Origin of the sequence: Burkholderia paludis, from assembly GCF_000732615.1 — a bacterium.
Classification (GTDB): Bacteria; Pseudomonadota; Gammaproteobacteria; order Burkholderiales; family Burkholderiaceae; genus Burkholderia; species Burkholderia paludis.
The window spans coordinates 1-14,621 of record NZ_JPGL01000112.1 but is presented as its reverse complement, the minus strand read 5'-3'; the positions used below and the strand labels follow the sequence as shown (position 1 = coordinate 14,621).

The following is a 14,621-nucleotide window of genomic DNA, read 5'->3' as shown; positions in this document are numbered from 1 at the left end:
TCGGCGCAGGAAGCACACCGGGATATCAGCCACTACCTGATGCATCGGTACAACTGGATACGGCCGCATCAGTTCAATGACGGACTGGCGCCGGCTGTTGCGGAAGAAAAACTTAACGCAGTGTCCGGGGTTGGTTGACCACTACAGGTACTGTCTCTTCCAGGAGAGGAAGTGGTCGCTGGAAGATGGGGTATGTGAAGCTGACGTATTCAACGATTTCGTTTCTTACCTTCGACAGCAGGCGTTGGTGCACAACACCAAGAAGCGCATGTCTGACTGGAAAGCAGTGTTGAAGGATGATGAGAAGTCGATCCGTCGTACCGTGATGAAGCTGGGACAGTGCTCGAAGGTTCTGTCAGTGCGTGTCGATATGGGGTATCTGACGGTCGCACCGAGTGAAGATGCAGTACGAGTGCGTACAGCTTGGGAGCAGGGCGATGCCGGCTCATGGTCAGCGAAAGACGATGCTGAGCGTGAGCGAGCAAAGCTGCCTGAGAGCGGAGCGCGGATCGATGCGCAGGTTGCGCTACAGGACAGGGAGCGATTCTTTGCTAATCAGCGTGGCGTCGGTCGAGAGCTGTTCGAGCATATGGTCGGTTACATCATGAAGTTGGAGCGCTCGGATGATGGCCCATATCACTTCCATTGCATCTTCTTCTTCGATGGGCAGAAGGTGCAGAGTGTCAAATACTGGGCGAGGAAGATCGGGGAGTACTGGCGGCACACTACGGGTGGTCGTGGCTATGTGCATAACTGCCACATCAATCCGAAGAAAAAAGAACTAGAAGAACAGGGGAGGTGGGTAATCGGAAAGATCCGAGGTCGTGATACGGTCAAACTGAAGAAGCTCGCGAACTACGTGGAATGGTATTTCGCGAAGGATCAGCAGCGCGCGCGGATGAAGCCGAAGGTGAAAAGCAGACTATTGACGATGGGCATGATGAAGAAGAAACGTCGTCGTATGGCATTGAGGTTGAGTAAGAAAGCGGAGGGTAACATCCACACGTTCGGCATGAGCGGTGTGCCGAAAAAGGAGAAGATGGGACGTCCTCGTAAGGCTTGCGTCACGGTTGTTGAAAGCGATGACGTTGATCAGTTCGGGGACGTGCAGTTGAAAGGCGTAGTCGTTCAGCAACGCTCTTCAAACGCGTTAGAGGGCTCTACAAACCGCTTCCGCAAGTCGGGGGTGCCGTTGCCCTTTCCAATTGAGGCAACGATGTTAAAGGCCTCAAATCGAGCGCAATTGTAAAAGAGAAGAGGCTGGGTGACTGGCTCTTGTCACGGACGCAGTGGTCGACATGAATTTCACGCGGTGTGGCCTCGTGCTGGAAGGCACTTGCACGAGGCTTGCTCGGAAACTGTTAGAGGGCTCGAATCGCGTTGATCACGCCCGCGCCGAGTGCGCGAGTGTTGAGGGGTTTCCCGCTGCCGTTCTGTGTGTGATTCACGGACATCGTTTCAACTAATATGGGACGATGGAGCGCGAAATCTCGATGCGATTACGTTGGGTGCGCATGTATCACGAGACCGGCAACGCCGGTCTCGTGTGCACGCGTTGTGGCATCTCCAGGCCGACGCTTCGCAAGTGGCTGCGCCGCTACCAGGAGGCGGGAGAAGAAGGTCTTCGCTCTCAAAGCCGTCGCCCTCTGACCAGCCCGAATCGAAAGGTCTCTGACGCTGATCGGGCAACGATTCTTCGCCTGCGGGCCGAGCGCAAGGGGGCACGGCGGATTCAGAACGAATTGCGTCTGAACGAACAAAGAGAACTGTCCCTTGCGACCATTCACAAGGTCCTGTGCGAAGCGTCGGTGAGGCCGTTGGTTCGCCCCAGGAGGCCGGCACAACCGAGGCGCTACAGCCGTCCAGTTCCCGGAGACCGCGTCCAGATGGACACGATGAAGATTGCACGAGGCGTCTACCAGTACACGGCCATCGACGACTGTTCACGCTTTCGTGTGCTGGCCGTCTACCCCCGTAGAAATGCCCGAAATACGCTGTTTTTCCTTGATCGCGTCATCGAGGAGATGCCGTTTCCGATTCAACGTATCCAGACCGATCGCGGCGGTGAGTTCTTCGCTGAATCCGTGCAGCGGCGCCTGATGAACGAGTGCATTAAATTCCGGCCAATTCCACCACGCTCGCCGCACCTCAATGGCAAAGTTGAACGTTCGCAGCTTACTGACCTGAACGAATTCTGGTTCCACCATGCCCCGACAGAGCGGGCAATCGACTTGCGAATCGAAGAGTGGCAGTTCGACTACAACTGGCGTCGGCCACACGGCTCACTCGGTGGAAAGACTCCGGTTGACCGCATTGCGGAGCTGGGTGAAATCACACCTCTCGCGGAAGCGGTGGAAGGTGCGTACGACGAGCGGAAAGAGCGAATTCGGCACCGCGAATGGCGGGTCGACAAAATCCTCGGCGAACATCATCGGCGCGCGTCGGAACGCGTGTTCCCTACGGGCGTCACGGGTTCCGACGCGCCAAAGAAACGGCCTTCAAAAAAGTGAAACGATGTCCGTGAATCACACACGTTCTGTAACGAAACGCCTAGTTTCGCAGCAAGCTCTCGCAGTGCAGGCTTGGCCGGCAATTGGAGCACGCCATCTCGCTCGATCTCGATGGTGCCGGTATCGCGACGACGGATGACATGCGCACCATAAGTCACTTCATCCGCTATGCCAGATGTGGCCTCGTATTGAATCGTATCTGCGCGCGGCATGTGACTGATGATGGCGTCAACGGCGGGCAACGTGCGCGGCCCCCATTGGTTCGAGAGCGCATAAGTCTTGCCGTCTACATGAAACAGCTCGTCATCAGCCGTAAAGTAGCGTGTTTGCTCGCCCCCGATCGCGTTCTCAAATTCGGCTTCGTCGAGGGTACCGTCGGCGGACAGAAAGAGATTTCCTCTCCACGGCACTGAGCTTTCGATAGCGCTTACCGGTACACCCTGCTTGAATGCCTCGTCGACGATCGCGTGAATGAGGCGGCGCTTTGGAAGATTCGGGTACGAGTCATCGCCGATCGTCAAATCGTAGCGGGTCAGATCTCGTTCCGAATCTCGTGCGGCTTCCTGCTCAAGCGATTTTTCCCGAACCGCAACCTGGTACTGCTCTGCTTCCGGAAGAGGTATGACCTGCTGTATGTCGAGCAACACTCGGTCGGCGATCTGGTGCGGTCGCATTTGCACACAGCGAATGTCCAGCCGTTGTTTGTTTAGCCATAGGACGGTAGTTGTCAGTTCGGTCGAAAAATCGGCTGATGCCAGGATAATCCGCACCTTATCCGACAATGCGACGTTGCCTTCTTCCACACCGAGGAACTCTCGAATCACCTGTTCCGCGTCTTCGTCTGACCCGATCGATTGGAGATACTTCCTGTGCGCTGCAACAGCTTGCTCGAACCGCATCGTCGAGATCATTGCTGCGTACCGCAGCGCCTGTAACTCCATGTGGCCATCGTTGTCACGCTTGAGTTCTACGACTACGAGTTGGGCCTGATCGTCAAGGCAGAGCAGGTCGATGCGCCTGTTCGCACCGACCCAATCTCCAAACTCTTCCGCGAGCACCATCGTCTTGACGTTTGGCGTAATCGCGGCAATGTGCGCGCGGATGGCTTTCTGGATGTTCTGGCGCTCGAGTATCCCAAGCTGCGTGAACGTCTGAGGCCTGACTTCTTTGAGGCTTTCGCCCGTCATCTCGTACAGCGCCATCAAATTTCCCCGTGTGAATGGTAGCAATGTTCGCCACAAGAGCGTGAGATCATGCAGATGTTCCGCAGCTGGCGTCCCACAGTTGTCTTTCAGGATCGCATCGTGGTGGCGAACGCAAAGACCATTGTAGTCTTCATACTTCGGTCCAAGATGCTTACGACAGGAACGGGATCTCCGTCACAACTGTGGCCGTAGCAGCCTGACACTCGGAAGCGCCCCAGCGACGCAGTCGTTCATGCTGTTAGCCTTACATCCGGGTTAGTCATAAATTTTCCGCCGACGAGCCACTGGAAGTCCGCCCGTGAGAAATTGCGGCCACTACTAGCCGCTCGGAAACACCACAGGCTAGACATCCAAGAGTCTCTTCAGGTCACGTCAGGCAGCAGCTTGATCGCAGAAGAATTTGGCCTATCCTTCCGAAAAGAAAGCGAGAAGGAGAACTAGAAATGCGCGCACGACGATTACATATCCTGTCATTTGCCTTTCTGGTTTTCTGCTTCTTCCTCAGCGACTTGGCATTGGCGCAGACACCGGTCTATGGCAACCGCGGCCAGTGCAACGCGTCGCTTCCGAGGGTAAGACGAACGGTAACCGTGTCGGCGCAGCAGCAAAATGCTGATATGTCGATCACCGCACAGCTTGACTGTCAGCCCTACCCGATACATGTTCCAAGCTGCGCGATCATTTCCGAAAGCCAAACCGCACCGCATATCTGCCCGTGCCCGGGTTGCGGCAATGTTCCCCCGCAGCACATTGCGACTTATATGACTTTCTGGGATTTCCCTTAGGCCGCTTCCCGTCGTCTAGTGCGACGCGACGTGATCCTCTCCGCCGCGAAAGAAGCGCCGGGTAAATGCACTCCCGGAGTGAGCAACAACCGGTTGGATTTGAAACAAGCCCTGTGCAATCACGAGGCTCCGCCGACAATGGTCACGGCGCAAGGGCGGCAAATTGTGGACTACGCGAAAATAACCGAGCTGCAAGCTTGGTGCCGTAGCGAACGACTTCCGGATGTCACGCCTTAATCGGATACCCAAGGTATGGAATCAAAATCGTTATCGGTTTGTTTGGTTGCCATGTTCGTCTGTTTCTCCAAACTGGCGTCCGCGAATCCCGGCGACATTCTTATCCAGTTCATGGCGGCGGAACGCTACCCGATCATAGAAGATGGAACGGGGGTAGTTCACGCCTTTGCGTGCATCGACCTTGATTTAAACTCTGGCATAAAAGAGGACTGCTACGGATTTTACCCAAGGGGCGGGCAATCTCAAAAAATAACCTTGTCGAACGGTGATGCGCTTCTTCGCTCATCAGGCTCCTCGTGGCGTGAAAGTACAACAGGCATCAATTTTGTACAGCAGTCGGAAGACTGTAACGATGTGCAGCTGTTCGACCCGAACAGAAATTTCTATTGGAAACTACCAATCCCCACAGGAAAGAGCTACTGGCGCGTCGGAAGCGGTAGCTGGAATGGGTATTACAGTGTGACAAAAATAGACAGGGCGCTTTCCCCTCTTGGGTTCGTGGGAGGGGCCGGGATGGTGTGCCCTGAGTTCGTTAAAAACCCCAGTCGGTTTGCGAACGTTAAGGAGTCTTACTCGGTTAATATCACTGAGTCTCAGCGACAGACAATAATCGGTGTCTTCAATAGTTGGAATACCGCATCTTATTCACTAACTCAAAATAGCTGTATAGATTTGGTTGACCAGGTGGCGGCGGCTTTGAATTTGAAGCGTCCACGTCGAAGCGCAACGCAACTTCCGACTGACTACCTCAAGCAATTGAAGGAGGAAAATTAGAGGGTAGGGAAACACTGATTAATCGGTTTCTCCGCAGCGTTGGGGGACTGGCTAGCGTGTTTCGCCCCTGGTAATCCACGCGGCCGACATAAGCGAGTCCCGTTTCATCTATTTCGAGGGACTAACAGTGCGGCCCGGGGCACCACTGTGATCTACAATAACTGCGCCACCATTGTATTCACCATTCTGGTTCACTGGAACAAAAATAGCGCCCCCGGGGCCACTGGTCCCTGCGGAAGGGCTGGGTGACGGTGATGGAGAAGGGGATGGCAAGGGAGAAGGGGACGCTGAGGGAGTTGGTGTTGCAACCACATCATCATCGTCGGCCGATGCACACATGGCTGCGTTGCCGAAGAGTACCGCGCAGCCAATGATCAGAATCTTCTTCATGCTTGCCTCCTAATTCCGTTGGTTGCTGACGCTCTATTGCGCTTCCGCGCGCCTTTGCAGGCACCATATCCATGATAGGCCAGGCGGATCCGCAATCAAGATCGTTGGGCACAATTTACACGGCTAAGTAAGCAAGCTCCACGTACTGATCCGCCAATATCGCTGTGCGATCGACAGTCGTTATTCGAGTGCGGCCGTTGCGATTACCCCATACCGAACGGCTTTAACGGGGGCGGCAAGCGACCTCCTCCCCGCTGCCCGCGCGAGAATCAAAAAAATGGAGCCTCGTAGATCAGGAGGCTCCGCATGCCACAAAACACGAAGCCGTAACTTGGGCGAGAGCGCAAGTCACGGAGTCGTGCCATGCTTCAATTGTTGAACTGCCAGGTATTCGTATAAAACTCGCCGTCAGCCTGCCAGCCGAGCTGCACCTGAATGGCTTGCTCTGCTGTCGCGGTTGCAGTCGAGGTCAGCACGTCGGTGAACGGCGTGTTGAACGTGAATGGCGACGGCGTATTGCCCGTACTCGCTCCCCAGACCGTCGCGTCGTAGGTCGTGGCCGGTGTGCTGACTTGGGCAACGCCAAGCGAATTGATCGACGCCCAGAAGGTCGGATAGAACGAATTGGCCGGAGTCGTCCAGTCCAGCGTGGCCGACGTACCCGGTGCACTTTGGGTACCTGATCCTCCCGGTGTCAGGTAGTTCGCGATCACGTCGTTGCCGAGCGTCTGCCACGTGACGGCGCTACCTGCCGCCGCCGCATAGTTTCGGGCGATGTTCTGGATCTGCTCCGAACGGATCTTTGTGCCGGTCGTGTCGTACAGCGTGACGGTATATATGCCGAAGTTCGAGATCGTCGAGACGTTTTGCGACGACGACGCATATTCCGGCAGACCGTTCGGCAAGAACGACGTCGCGCTGCCCGAGAGCGGTGCCCATGCCCACTTGTAGGTCGTGGACATGCCGCCGTTGACGCGAGTACCAACACTCGTGGGCGGTGCGGTGAGCGTACCTGTCGGAATTTTGAGGTAACCTGCCCCCGTACCGTTCACTGCGGTTTGGAGCCAGAGGCCGCTGGCAGGCAGGCCCGGTCCCGTCACCACGGCAGAACCGACGCCTGTTGCCGTACCGTTGATCTTCACCGAAGATGGGACCTGGATGTCGAGACCCGACTCGTAGTGCGCGTTGGCTGCATCCGCTGAATCCGTGTAATGGACCTGACCGAGGAACGATGCGATGTAAGTGCTGTCCTGCAACTGGTTGCCGATGATGTCCCACTGGCCATTGGGCAACTTTTGCACATAATCCATGCCGAAGTCGGCGAGTTCGTCGCGGCGCGTAAGGTTGGACCTAATAGACTCGTCGAGCAGCCCCACTATCACTTAGGGTAAGCTCCTAACCCATAGAAGTCACTCCGGGCGTACTGCCCCGTTTTCCAACGACCCTTGCATGATTAAGAGCGCCTCCGAACTCCTGACATCCTTCATTGCTGCAGAGCGAAAGAAGGTCGAGCCAATTGACATGCCGCACATGCCCACACTCGGGAGTGCGTATGAGGCGATCGCCACTGCGGGCATCGAAAATGAGTTCGTTCTGCCTCCCAATCTAGACCTGCGAGTCGTATCCGGCTTTATCGAAGGAATTCCCAACCAGATAGACGGCATGTTGGTCAGAGGAGAAGGTCGACGCTATGGTTTGACCGACCAGTACATCTATCCCATCGAACAGGTCCTGTGCGTGCTGGAGGTGAAAAAGACGCTGAATAAGGCAGATCTCGTTGATGGAATCCAACATCTGGCCGCGGTCCAGAGACTCTTCGGGCAAAGGTTCTCGGCCCGATTGGACGCGGGGGAAGAGTTTGACTTCGACCTGGCTCGAGAGTCATACGAAAAGTTGACTGGGCGTGCCGGACCTCGTACCGACGCGGCTCTTGACGCCCTGCCCGCGCCGGACAGGCTGCTGATCGCGACGCTCGCTCGCCAGCTCTACGCGCCGGTAACCGTGCTTCTTGGGTTCGATGGCTATCGCACCGAGAATGGACTTCGAGAAGCGATGCTGGACATCGTTGAGTCTAACCTTGGAAATGACAGCAACACATCGCCCGATCGACTGCCATCGCTGATTACCGCCGGCAGCTTCAGCTTGGTGAAGTGCACTGGACGTCCTTACCTCGCCAGTGGACCCGAGGGTGAATGGGTACTGCTGGCATCCGCTAGACACAATGTCGCTCGAATCCTCCTCGAGTTCCTTTGGACTAAGATTTCAGTGTTTTGCGACGTGCGCATGCCTTTCGGGCTTGACACGGATCACGAGAATCTCAAGGAACTGTTGTTGGCTCGAGGTGCATCTCAGGGTGATCGACTCGGGTTCGAAGTGCGTTCCTTTTCCTACTCCGAGAAAAAGTTGCAGAGGCCTGCCGTCACGGTTTGGGAGCCAGCTAAACTAAGCGCCGCGGCCATTGCCTTGGCGGAGTTCGTTGGTATGAGAGGCGGCCGTCTAGAACTTGAGCAATCGCTTTCCGACTACATTCAACACGATCATTGTGTCGCATTGGACGATGCAGTCGCGGAGCTTGTTAGCACTAGCACTTTCTGCAAACGAGAGAACGCTCTGCAAACGGTAACAGGCCACGCACTAATTGCGTCCTTTGATGATGGCACTGGCTACGTGGACTTGGACGGTGCACGACTGAGGGCTTGGTGCGATGATCAAGGATTCGAGCCGTACTACACGAACATCGTCACGGTCGGCTAGCGCGTCACTTGGCCAGAGGCGGCTTTTGCTTCTAGCGGGGCGTGTGAATTCGGCGAACCGGCAGCGATCGCTGACATGCTCCGGACGGTGTCGGTGCAGGCAGCGCCTGCAGCACCCCCAAAAGCATTTAGTTCGCTCTTTGGCAAATCGATTGGCTCAAGAGCCGCATCGGGGCCGAGATCGTGAGTACAATCAGCCGGAGCGATTGACACGGGCACCGCAAAGTGGTCACGCCGATTGATCGGGCGATGGGCCCGTTCTGGGGCGAACCCGGCGGAATACGGCATGCTAGGTTCGCCCATACGCAGGTGCGCAATCAATACTCTTCCGGCAGCAGGATCGTCGTGACCGAGCGATCAGCTTCAGTAATGATCCAGACCTTGCTTCGCCCGTCCGGCATGCTGTAGCTCGACAGCAAGCGCCTCCCAGTCAGCAACGCCAACTCGTTCGAGGCAAGATCCTCTGTGCCCAGATCACCCCAGTCACCGTGAATGTGCCGCGCGAGCAGCAGCACGCCTTCGATGCCAGCTGTATCGAGCGCGGCCTGAGCCGCGGGAGTGATGACGGGCCGCCCCATTGGAAAACGCGGGCCATTCGCGTAGCTCATGCGCAGCGCTCCTGTACGTAGTCGGCCTTCGGCCAGGCGGGATAGTGACGGTTCGCCGGCTGAGTCGGGCGTGAGTCGCTGCTAGGCACGACGTCATCGAGCCGTTCGATCGTCGTATGCGCGCGATTCCACTCCGTGATGACCAGAACTCGCGTCTGGTCCGGCAGGCGGTAGATCGAGATCAGCCGCAGGCCGGTCGCGATCGACACGTCGTTCTGGCGCTTGTCGTCCTCGGACACAACACCCCAATCACCGGCGATATGACGCAGTACGACGCTGACCACGGGCACGCCATTCATACGCAGTGTCGCGAGTGCTGCGTGTGAGACGAGCAGCTTGCCCGGATGGAACAAGGGTTTAAGGCGGGTAGGTTGGAACATCGACTTCTCCTAAAATGGACAAGCACGCCCCTCCAGTCGAGCCGGATGCGTGCGGGAAATGAAGGGAAGCCCGGTGGCGCGAGCCGGGTCGGACAGGTCTGGGAGTTACGGCCTACGGTTGCTCGGCTTCAGCGGAATGCCGACACCGAATTCCTTGGGCATCGTCTCCATTTGCGCTCGGAGCGTGGGGAAGAGGCTGATGACACCGGGCCTCGAGGCAAGGACGCGCACCAGTTCGCGCTGGCGGTGCTGTTCGAAAGCCCAGGCTGCCGCAAAGCTGATAGCCGTGATACCGGCCACGACGCCGAGCCCCTTTGTCACGGGACAGAGGCGCGATGGCAGATGAACGAATCTCGTTTCGTGCATGAATTGCTCCAGATAAAGGACGAACAAGGGCCTCCGGATGAACCGGATAACGTGATCGCCAAGGTGATGGAACGAAGATCGGGCGCTCGACGCGCCCGCGTTATGCCGTCGCGGACAGTTCGGCGAGCTTGCGGCGCAGTGCGGATGCCCGTGCCTGGGAGCAGCCGAGGTGGCGGCGAATGTCTGCGACGGTCGGGCGGACGTGACCAGCCGCGATGGCCTGCGCGAGCTGCGTTACCTCATTACGAGGCGGAGTACGGTCCGGTAACGGCGTAGTGGGATCGTCACTGGGCGCGTGTCTGCCGGCGGCCGCTTCACGAGTCATGCGTTCTCCGACGTGACCGGCCGCGACGCTCGTGGCGACCTGGGGAGTCGCGGCAGCCACGCTCACGGTCGGCGTGACTTCCGGCGGAGTCACGAGCGGCACCTGAGCCGGTAATGATGGCGGGCGAAGTGCAACCGTCCACGACAGGCATGCGACGCCTTCGAGGACCGCAGCGAACATCAGCCCCGAAGCCAGATCGACGCGGGCAGTCGTCACGCCGAGTAACGCCGCCATTCGTGACGTGACCGGATCGGCGAGTAACGCATCACGCCGAGCAGTGATGCGATCATCTCCAGCCTCGTGACGACGGATGTCGTCAGCTTCGGCGTCAAGCGCATCGAGTCTGGCGGCGAGCGCCACGCGCCGTGCTTCCAGTGGCGAACATTCCCTTGCGCAACGTTGCGTCTGCGCAAAGGCGAGCTGACGGGTCACTGTCCCCCGTTCCCCCAACACGACCGTCAGGCTGCGACCGGTGCCAAGGCTGCTGGTGGCGGTAACTGACTCAGCCCGGTGTTCACCCGCGTGCTGCTGTGCGAATAGGAAGAAGGTCACGTGCCCCATGCAGGCGGTGACCATGCTCGCTCCCCATAGCACGCTACCCATGATTCGGATCGCGACCGACGATCCGCGTATGAGCGTGGGTAGCAGGTGTGCGCTGACGACCAGCACGACGCCAGTTGCCACCCACACGGCGCGCTCGGCAAGCAACCCGCCGCGCTGCCAGCCAGCGAGCACGGACATACAGACCGCTGTTCCCGTTGCCGCGCCTGCGAGAAGCAGGGCTGGACGGAGGCGGATCATGCTGCCTTCCCGCTGAGTAACGCGGCGCGCTGTTCAAGCTTGCCTCTCAGGCCAGAAGCAGGCGGCTTGTCGGATTCGGCGTTACTGTTACCGTCACTGTCGCTGCGACCGGCATCGGGCGGGTAGAACTCGTCAGCGACGGCCGCGCTTTCCTCGATACTGCCTTCGAATGCGCCGTTACCGAAACCGGCACGTGCAGCAGTATCGAGTGCAGCCTGATCGAAACCCGCCGCACGGCGACGCGCATCCAGCTCACGGGCTTCCGTGATTGCCGCTTCGAGCGTGCTGCCAGTTCGCACGCCGAGATCCACGTAGTAGATCGGCGAGCGATAGCTCTGCGTCGTGGATTTGCCGCGCAGCTTCAGTTCGAGTGGCAGGCAGGCCAACAGATTGCCAGATACCGCGCTGAAGTAATGCATGCGTGCGGCTAGACTCCTGATTGAGTTATACGACGTCGTGCGGAAAATGAACGAACCCGTCTCGTCCTCGTCACCGATCAGCACGTTCAGACGGCCATACGGCTTGCAGGCACCGCCCCGACCGAACGCACAGCCGTCCGGCGATAGGCACGGCAGCTCTTCGATACCGGTGTCGCAGGCGCGGCGACAGGTTTCGCCGTTGCCGACGCAGATAGGCCGCCCGGTTTGACGATCGAAGCACGAATATTCGGCACGCAGATTGAGATCGGGTTCGTTGAACAGAACCCGCACCGGGATCGCGCGCAGCTTGCCGGCGGGCTTACCCGATTCGGCCTTGCGCAATTCGGCGTCGAACGGATGCAGCATCCAGCCGCCATCGCGGTTCTGTACCTGGGTGGTGATCTGAAACTCATCCGATTTTTCGGGCAGTCGCTTGCCGTTCTTCTCGATAACGCGACCGATGGAAATCCGCCCGATCACGGGCGGGGTGATAGCCAGGCCTTTGAGCATGGTCTCTCCTGTATACGTAAACAGTGGGATGAAGCGAAGGAGGGGAACAGCAGGAAGAGCGGGAAATCAGGTGTCCACGAGAAACCGGCGGGAGCCAGCTTTCGTGATGGCGTATTGCGCGACGAAATGCGGGTGATCAGCGAGCAGGCGCTTGAGATCGACGCCCGTGCCGTCCTTGCTGCGTTTGTAGGAAACGGAACCCGTCTCGAACTCAGCCCGATCGGCTTCGCCCATTGCTTGCACGATGGTCTGTTTCAGTTGTGCTTCGAACTGCTGGCGAGCATCGATGTCCGCCCGTACCGTGACCAGATCCGCGAACACGGACGACAGCCTGCGATCGTTCGTGAAATCGACTGTGCCGCCCGCACCGGGATACAGGCAACGAAGCGCACGATCCGCCGATGTCGATCCGTCAGCAGGAGGCGGGGAATCCGTTTCCACGAATCGCCAGAACGCGGCTTCGAGCTCGATCAGACGAGCTATGAGTTCGTCGTCGCGAACCACCCGATGTACTTCGAGCTTCTGGCCGCAGATCAGCACGGCGACATCGGCAGCCTGCTTGCCCGTGACCGCGAGCTGGTGTTGCACCTGAAGCTGCACATACTCGGGCACGCCGTCGCGCCAGAGGCGAGCGCCGAATTCGCCCGCCGTCTTGCATTCGAGCAGTTGTACGTCGCGGCAGCCGACAACTTCGCGATCCACGTTGGCGATCATCCACGGTATTGTTGGATGCCCGAGTAGGGCGTTGATTTTTCGGACGCGATTGCCGGTCTGCGCTGTGTAAGCAGCGGACACGATGGGTTCCAACAGCGTGCCCCAGTAAATTGGTTCGCTCGTATCCCGAGGATCGGGGCGAGGAAGATTTGCATCGTGTCCCGTCTTGATGAGCCAGAGTTCGAGTGGACACATGTACGGTGAGAGTCCCACGGCAGCGGCCGCATCGGAGCCGCCGATCCCGTTCTTTCGCACCTCCAGCCAGTCCTCGCGCGAGAGGGATTTCGTTTCCACGAGCCGCAGGGCCGGACGGTTTCTGCCACCCCCAGCCGGTTGAGCATGAGACATTGCTACCTCCGAAAAGAAGACGCCCGGCAGGGATCGTCCCGGCCGGGCTGCTATGACGTTGCGAACATGGTCAGGCGATCTGCTTCATCGCCTCGTCGAACGCGCGCTGCTTCAGCGTGGCACCCGCACCGAACCATGCGGCATCGCGCCGATGGTCCACGCTGCGGGCGCGGCGTTGGTGATCGACGAACTCGGTGACCGAATTCACCAGCCCCCAGGCCGTGCCGGATGCCGAAGCGAGCGTTGCGCCCATCCCCTTGCCGGCGTACAGCGATTGCACGGCCTTGATTGCGCGATCGTTCGTCGCCGGCATCGGCATGTTCGGCCCGCCGGTCGGATACGTGAGCACGCGCTGGAAGAACTTCTCAGCGACGGAATCGCTGACCTTGCACTCGGCCATCGCCTTCATGCGGGCCATGAAGCCGTCCCACGACGAGATGGCGATGCCGAGTTGGCGCTTGACGGCTTGGGCATCGAACTGCGAACGGTGTGGAACTTTTACGGCTCCAGCGGAGTCGCCCAGTGCAATCTGCAGCGTGTTATTGCAAACCACGCGCACGCTGCAGAATTGCGCTGTGGTCGCGAGCGTACCGTCGCAGGCGGTGGCGAGCAGTAGGTAGCCGTTGACGGTATCTTTGCCCTTGAGCGTGACGGACTGGCCGGTGCGCGCGAGTGCCCAGAGTTTCTTGCCATCTTTGAGCACGCCCGCCGTCTCCAACTCGAAGCCGCCGACTTCGGTGAGGTCGCGATAAAACTCCAGGATTTCGCGAGGTTGAACCACCTGATACCGTGATGACACAACCGACAGCGGGGCTTTCGTATCCGAGCGATACAGCACACGCTGCTCGGGGAACGCGTGAATCGAGTCGTGATTACCGCTACCGGCGACGAACCGGACATCGGCAGATTCGATCTGCCAGTCCATCCCCGATTGCTTCATCCATACCTCGATCGGCTGACGTGGGGAGAGGTGATTTCCGAGGCCATGCCACGGTGCGGACCCGGTGTAGGCCATTGATTGAACGAGATGCATGCAAAGCTCCTGGTAAACGGCATAAAGCCCGGCGCGAGGCCGAGTAGATGCGAGAAAAATGAAGGGGATACTGCTGAAGGGAAAAAGCTACGGATCAGGTAGTTGCTTTGTGGCGGCTGAACGTGTGCCCGCAGGCGTGGCAACGGCAGTTATCGAGCACCTTGTCGTCGATCACTTCGCCGAAGACGGAGCCGGTCGCGCAACCTGCTGTGCCGCCGATGAGGCCGGCGATCACGGCGCCTGCGATGGCACTGCACACAGCACCGGCAGGTCCGGCGAGTACACCGACCGCTGCGCCAGTTTCTGCACCGGATAGGGCTAATGCGATACCGCTAGTCAGTATGACTCCCGTGGGGCAAAGGCTGGCCTGCCGTGAGGAATCAAACGCGGGTTAGCATGGCTGCCAGAGCCGCACGGTGCGGACAGGGCCGCACCCGGCGATTTCCAGCACGGAGGCCAGCAT

At 58.6% G+C, this 14,621-nt stretch carries 15 protein-coding genes and 1 pseudogene; 6 read left to right on the top strand and 10 right to left on the bottom strand.

The window, feature by feature from the left end; translation table 11 throughout:
• From GQ56_RS45285 to GQ56_RS42580, 3 genes and pseudogenes are all read left to right on the top strand, one after another.
• Positions 1 to 138 (top strand): annotated as a pseudogene (locus GQ56_RS45285) (IS3 family transposase); the annotation flags it as partial.
• Positions 139 to 268: 130 nt separating this feature from the next.
• Positions 269 to 1,249, top strand: coding sequence for a YagK/YfjJ domain-containing protein (locus tag GQ56_RS0138000; RefSeq protein ID WP_235212834.1), 981 nt, complete (start codon positions 269 to 271; stop codon positions 1,247 to 1,249).
• A gap of 244 nt (positions 1,250 to 1,493) precedes the next feature.
• Positions 1,494 to 2,510, top strand: a complete 1,017-nt coding sequence (locus GQ56_RS42580; RefSeq protein ID WP_075123124.1) for an IS481-like element ISBcen24 family transposase — start codon at positions 1,494 to 1,496, stop codon at positions 2,508 to 2,510.
• On the opposite strand, the gene GQ56_RS0137985 is transcribed toward GQ56_RS42580, so the two are convergent.
• Complete coding sequence (locus tag GQ56_RS0137985; RefSeq protein WP_075123122.1) at positions 2,429 to 3,712, bottom strand: PDDEXK family nuclease; 1,284 nt, start codon at positions 3,710 to 3,712, stop codon at positions 2,429 to 2,431. The two genes, GQ56_RS42580 and GQ56_RS0137985, sit on opposite strands and share 82 nt — an antisense overlap.
• A gap of 446 nt (positions 3,713 to 4,158) precedes the next feature.
• Between GQ56_RS0137985 and GQ56_RS45275 the strand changes: the two genes are divergently transcribed.
• Positions 4,159 to 4,500, top strand: coding sequence for a hypothetical protein (locus GQ56_RS45275; RefSeq protein WP_152601996.1), 342 nt, complete (start codon positions 4,159 to 4,161; stop codon positions 4,498 to 4,500).
• 252 nt (positions 4,501 to 4,752) lie between these two features.
• Positions 4,753 to 5,511: a hypothetical protein gene (locus GQ56_RS45270; protein WP_152601995.1), complete on the top strand. Its 759-nt coding sequence runs from the start codon at positions 4,753 to 4,755 to the stop codon at positions 5,509 to 5,511.
• A 758-nt stretch (positions 5,512 to 6,269) separates the two neighbouring features.
• Here the strand turns inward: GQ56_RS45270 and GQ56_RS0137980 are convergent.
• Positions 6,270 to 7,283 carry a hypothetical protein gene (locus GQ56_RS0137980; protein WP_235212833.1) on the bottom strand — a complete coding sequence of 338 codons (1,014 nt, stop codon included), beginning with the start codon at positions 7,281 to 7,283 and terminating at the stop codon, positions 6,270 to 6,272.
• 67 nt (positions 7,284 to 7,350) lie between these two features.
• Here GQ56_RS0137980 and GQ56_RS0137975 point away from each other — a divergent pair, with 67 nt between their 5' ends.
• Positions 7,351 to 8,655: a DUF6602 domain-containing protein gene (locus tag GQ56_RS0137975; RefSeq protein ID WP_031403609.1), complete on the top strand. Its 1,305-nt coding sequence runs from the start codon at positions 7,351 to 7,353 to the stop codon at positions 8,653 to 8,655.
• A gap of 316 nt (positions 8,656 to 8,971) precedes the next feature.
• Here GQ56_RS0137975 and GQ56_RS0137970 read toward each other — a convergent pair whose 3' ends face one another.
• The 8 genes from GQ56_RS0137970 to GQ56_RS46835 form a co-directional block, all read right to left on the bottom strand.
• On the bottom strand, positions 8,972 to 9,262 hold the full coding sequence (locus GQ56_RS0137970; RefSeq protein WP_031403608.1) for an SH3 domain-containing protein: 291 nt from the start codon (positions 9,260 to 9,262) through the stop codon (positions 8,972 to 8,974).
• Positions 9,259 to 9,642 carry a hypothetical protein gene (locus GQ56_RS0137965; RefSeq protein WP_031403607.1) on the bottom strand — a complete coding sequence of 128 codons (384 nt, stop codon included), beginning with the start codon at positions 9,640 to 9,642 and terminating at the stop codon, positions 9,259 to 9,261. The genes GQ56_RS0137970 and GQ56_RS0137965 overlap by 4 nt, the downstream gene beginning before the upstream one ends.
• A gap of 105 nt (positions 9,643 to 9,747) precedes the next feature.
• Entirely contained in the window at positions 9,748 to 10,035 is a 288-nt protein-coding gene (locus GQ56_RS0137960; protein WP_031403606.1) for a hypothetical protein, read from the bottom strand.
• A 73-nt stretch (positions 10,036 to 10,108) separates the two neighbouring features.
• Positions 10,109 to 11,134: a hypothetical protein gene (locus tag GQ56_RS0137955; protein ID WP_031403605.1), complete on the bottom strand. Its 1,026-nt coding sequence runs from the start codon at positions 11,132 to 11,134 to the stop codon at positions 10,109 to 10,111.
• Positions 11,131 to 12,063: a recombination directionality factor gene (locus GQ56_RS0137950; RefSeq protein WP_031403604.1), complete on the bottom strand. Its 933-nt coding sequence runs from the start codon at positions 12,061 to 12,063 to the stop codon at positions 11,131 to 11,133. Before GQ56_RS0137950 ends, GQ56_RS0137955 begins: the two co-directional genes overlap by 4 nt.
• 66 nt (positions 12,064 to 12,129) lie before the next feature.
• Positions 12,130 to 13,125, bottom strand: coding sequence for a YqaJ viral recombinase family nuclease (locus tag GQ56_RS0137945; RefSeq protein WP_031403603.1), 996 nt, complete (start codon positions 13,123 to 13,125; stop codon positions 12,130 to 12,132).
• 70 nt (positions 13,126 to 13,195) lie between these two features.
• On the bottom strand, positions 13,196 to 14,158 hold the full coding sequence (locus GQ56_RS0137940) for a DUF932 domain-containing protein (protein ID WP_031403602.1): 963 nt from the start codon (positions 14,156 to 14,158) through the stop codon (positions 13,196 to 13,198).
• Between the two features lie 94 nt (positions 14,159 to 14,252).
• Positions 14,253 to 14,393 carry a hypothetical protein gene (locus GQ56_RS46835; RefSeq protein WP_162531559.1) on the bottom strand — a complete coding sequence of 47 codons (141 nt, stop codon included), beginning with the start codon at positions 14,391 to 14,393 and terminating at the stop codon, positions 14,253 to 14,255.
• Between the last annotated feature and the right edge of the window lie 228 nt (positions 14,394 to 14,621).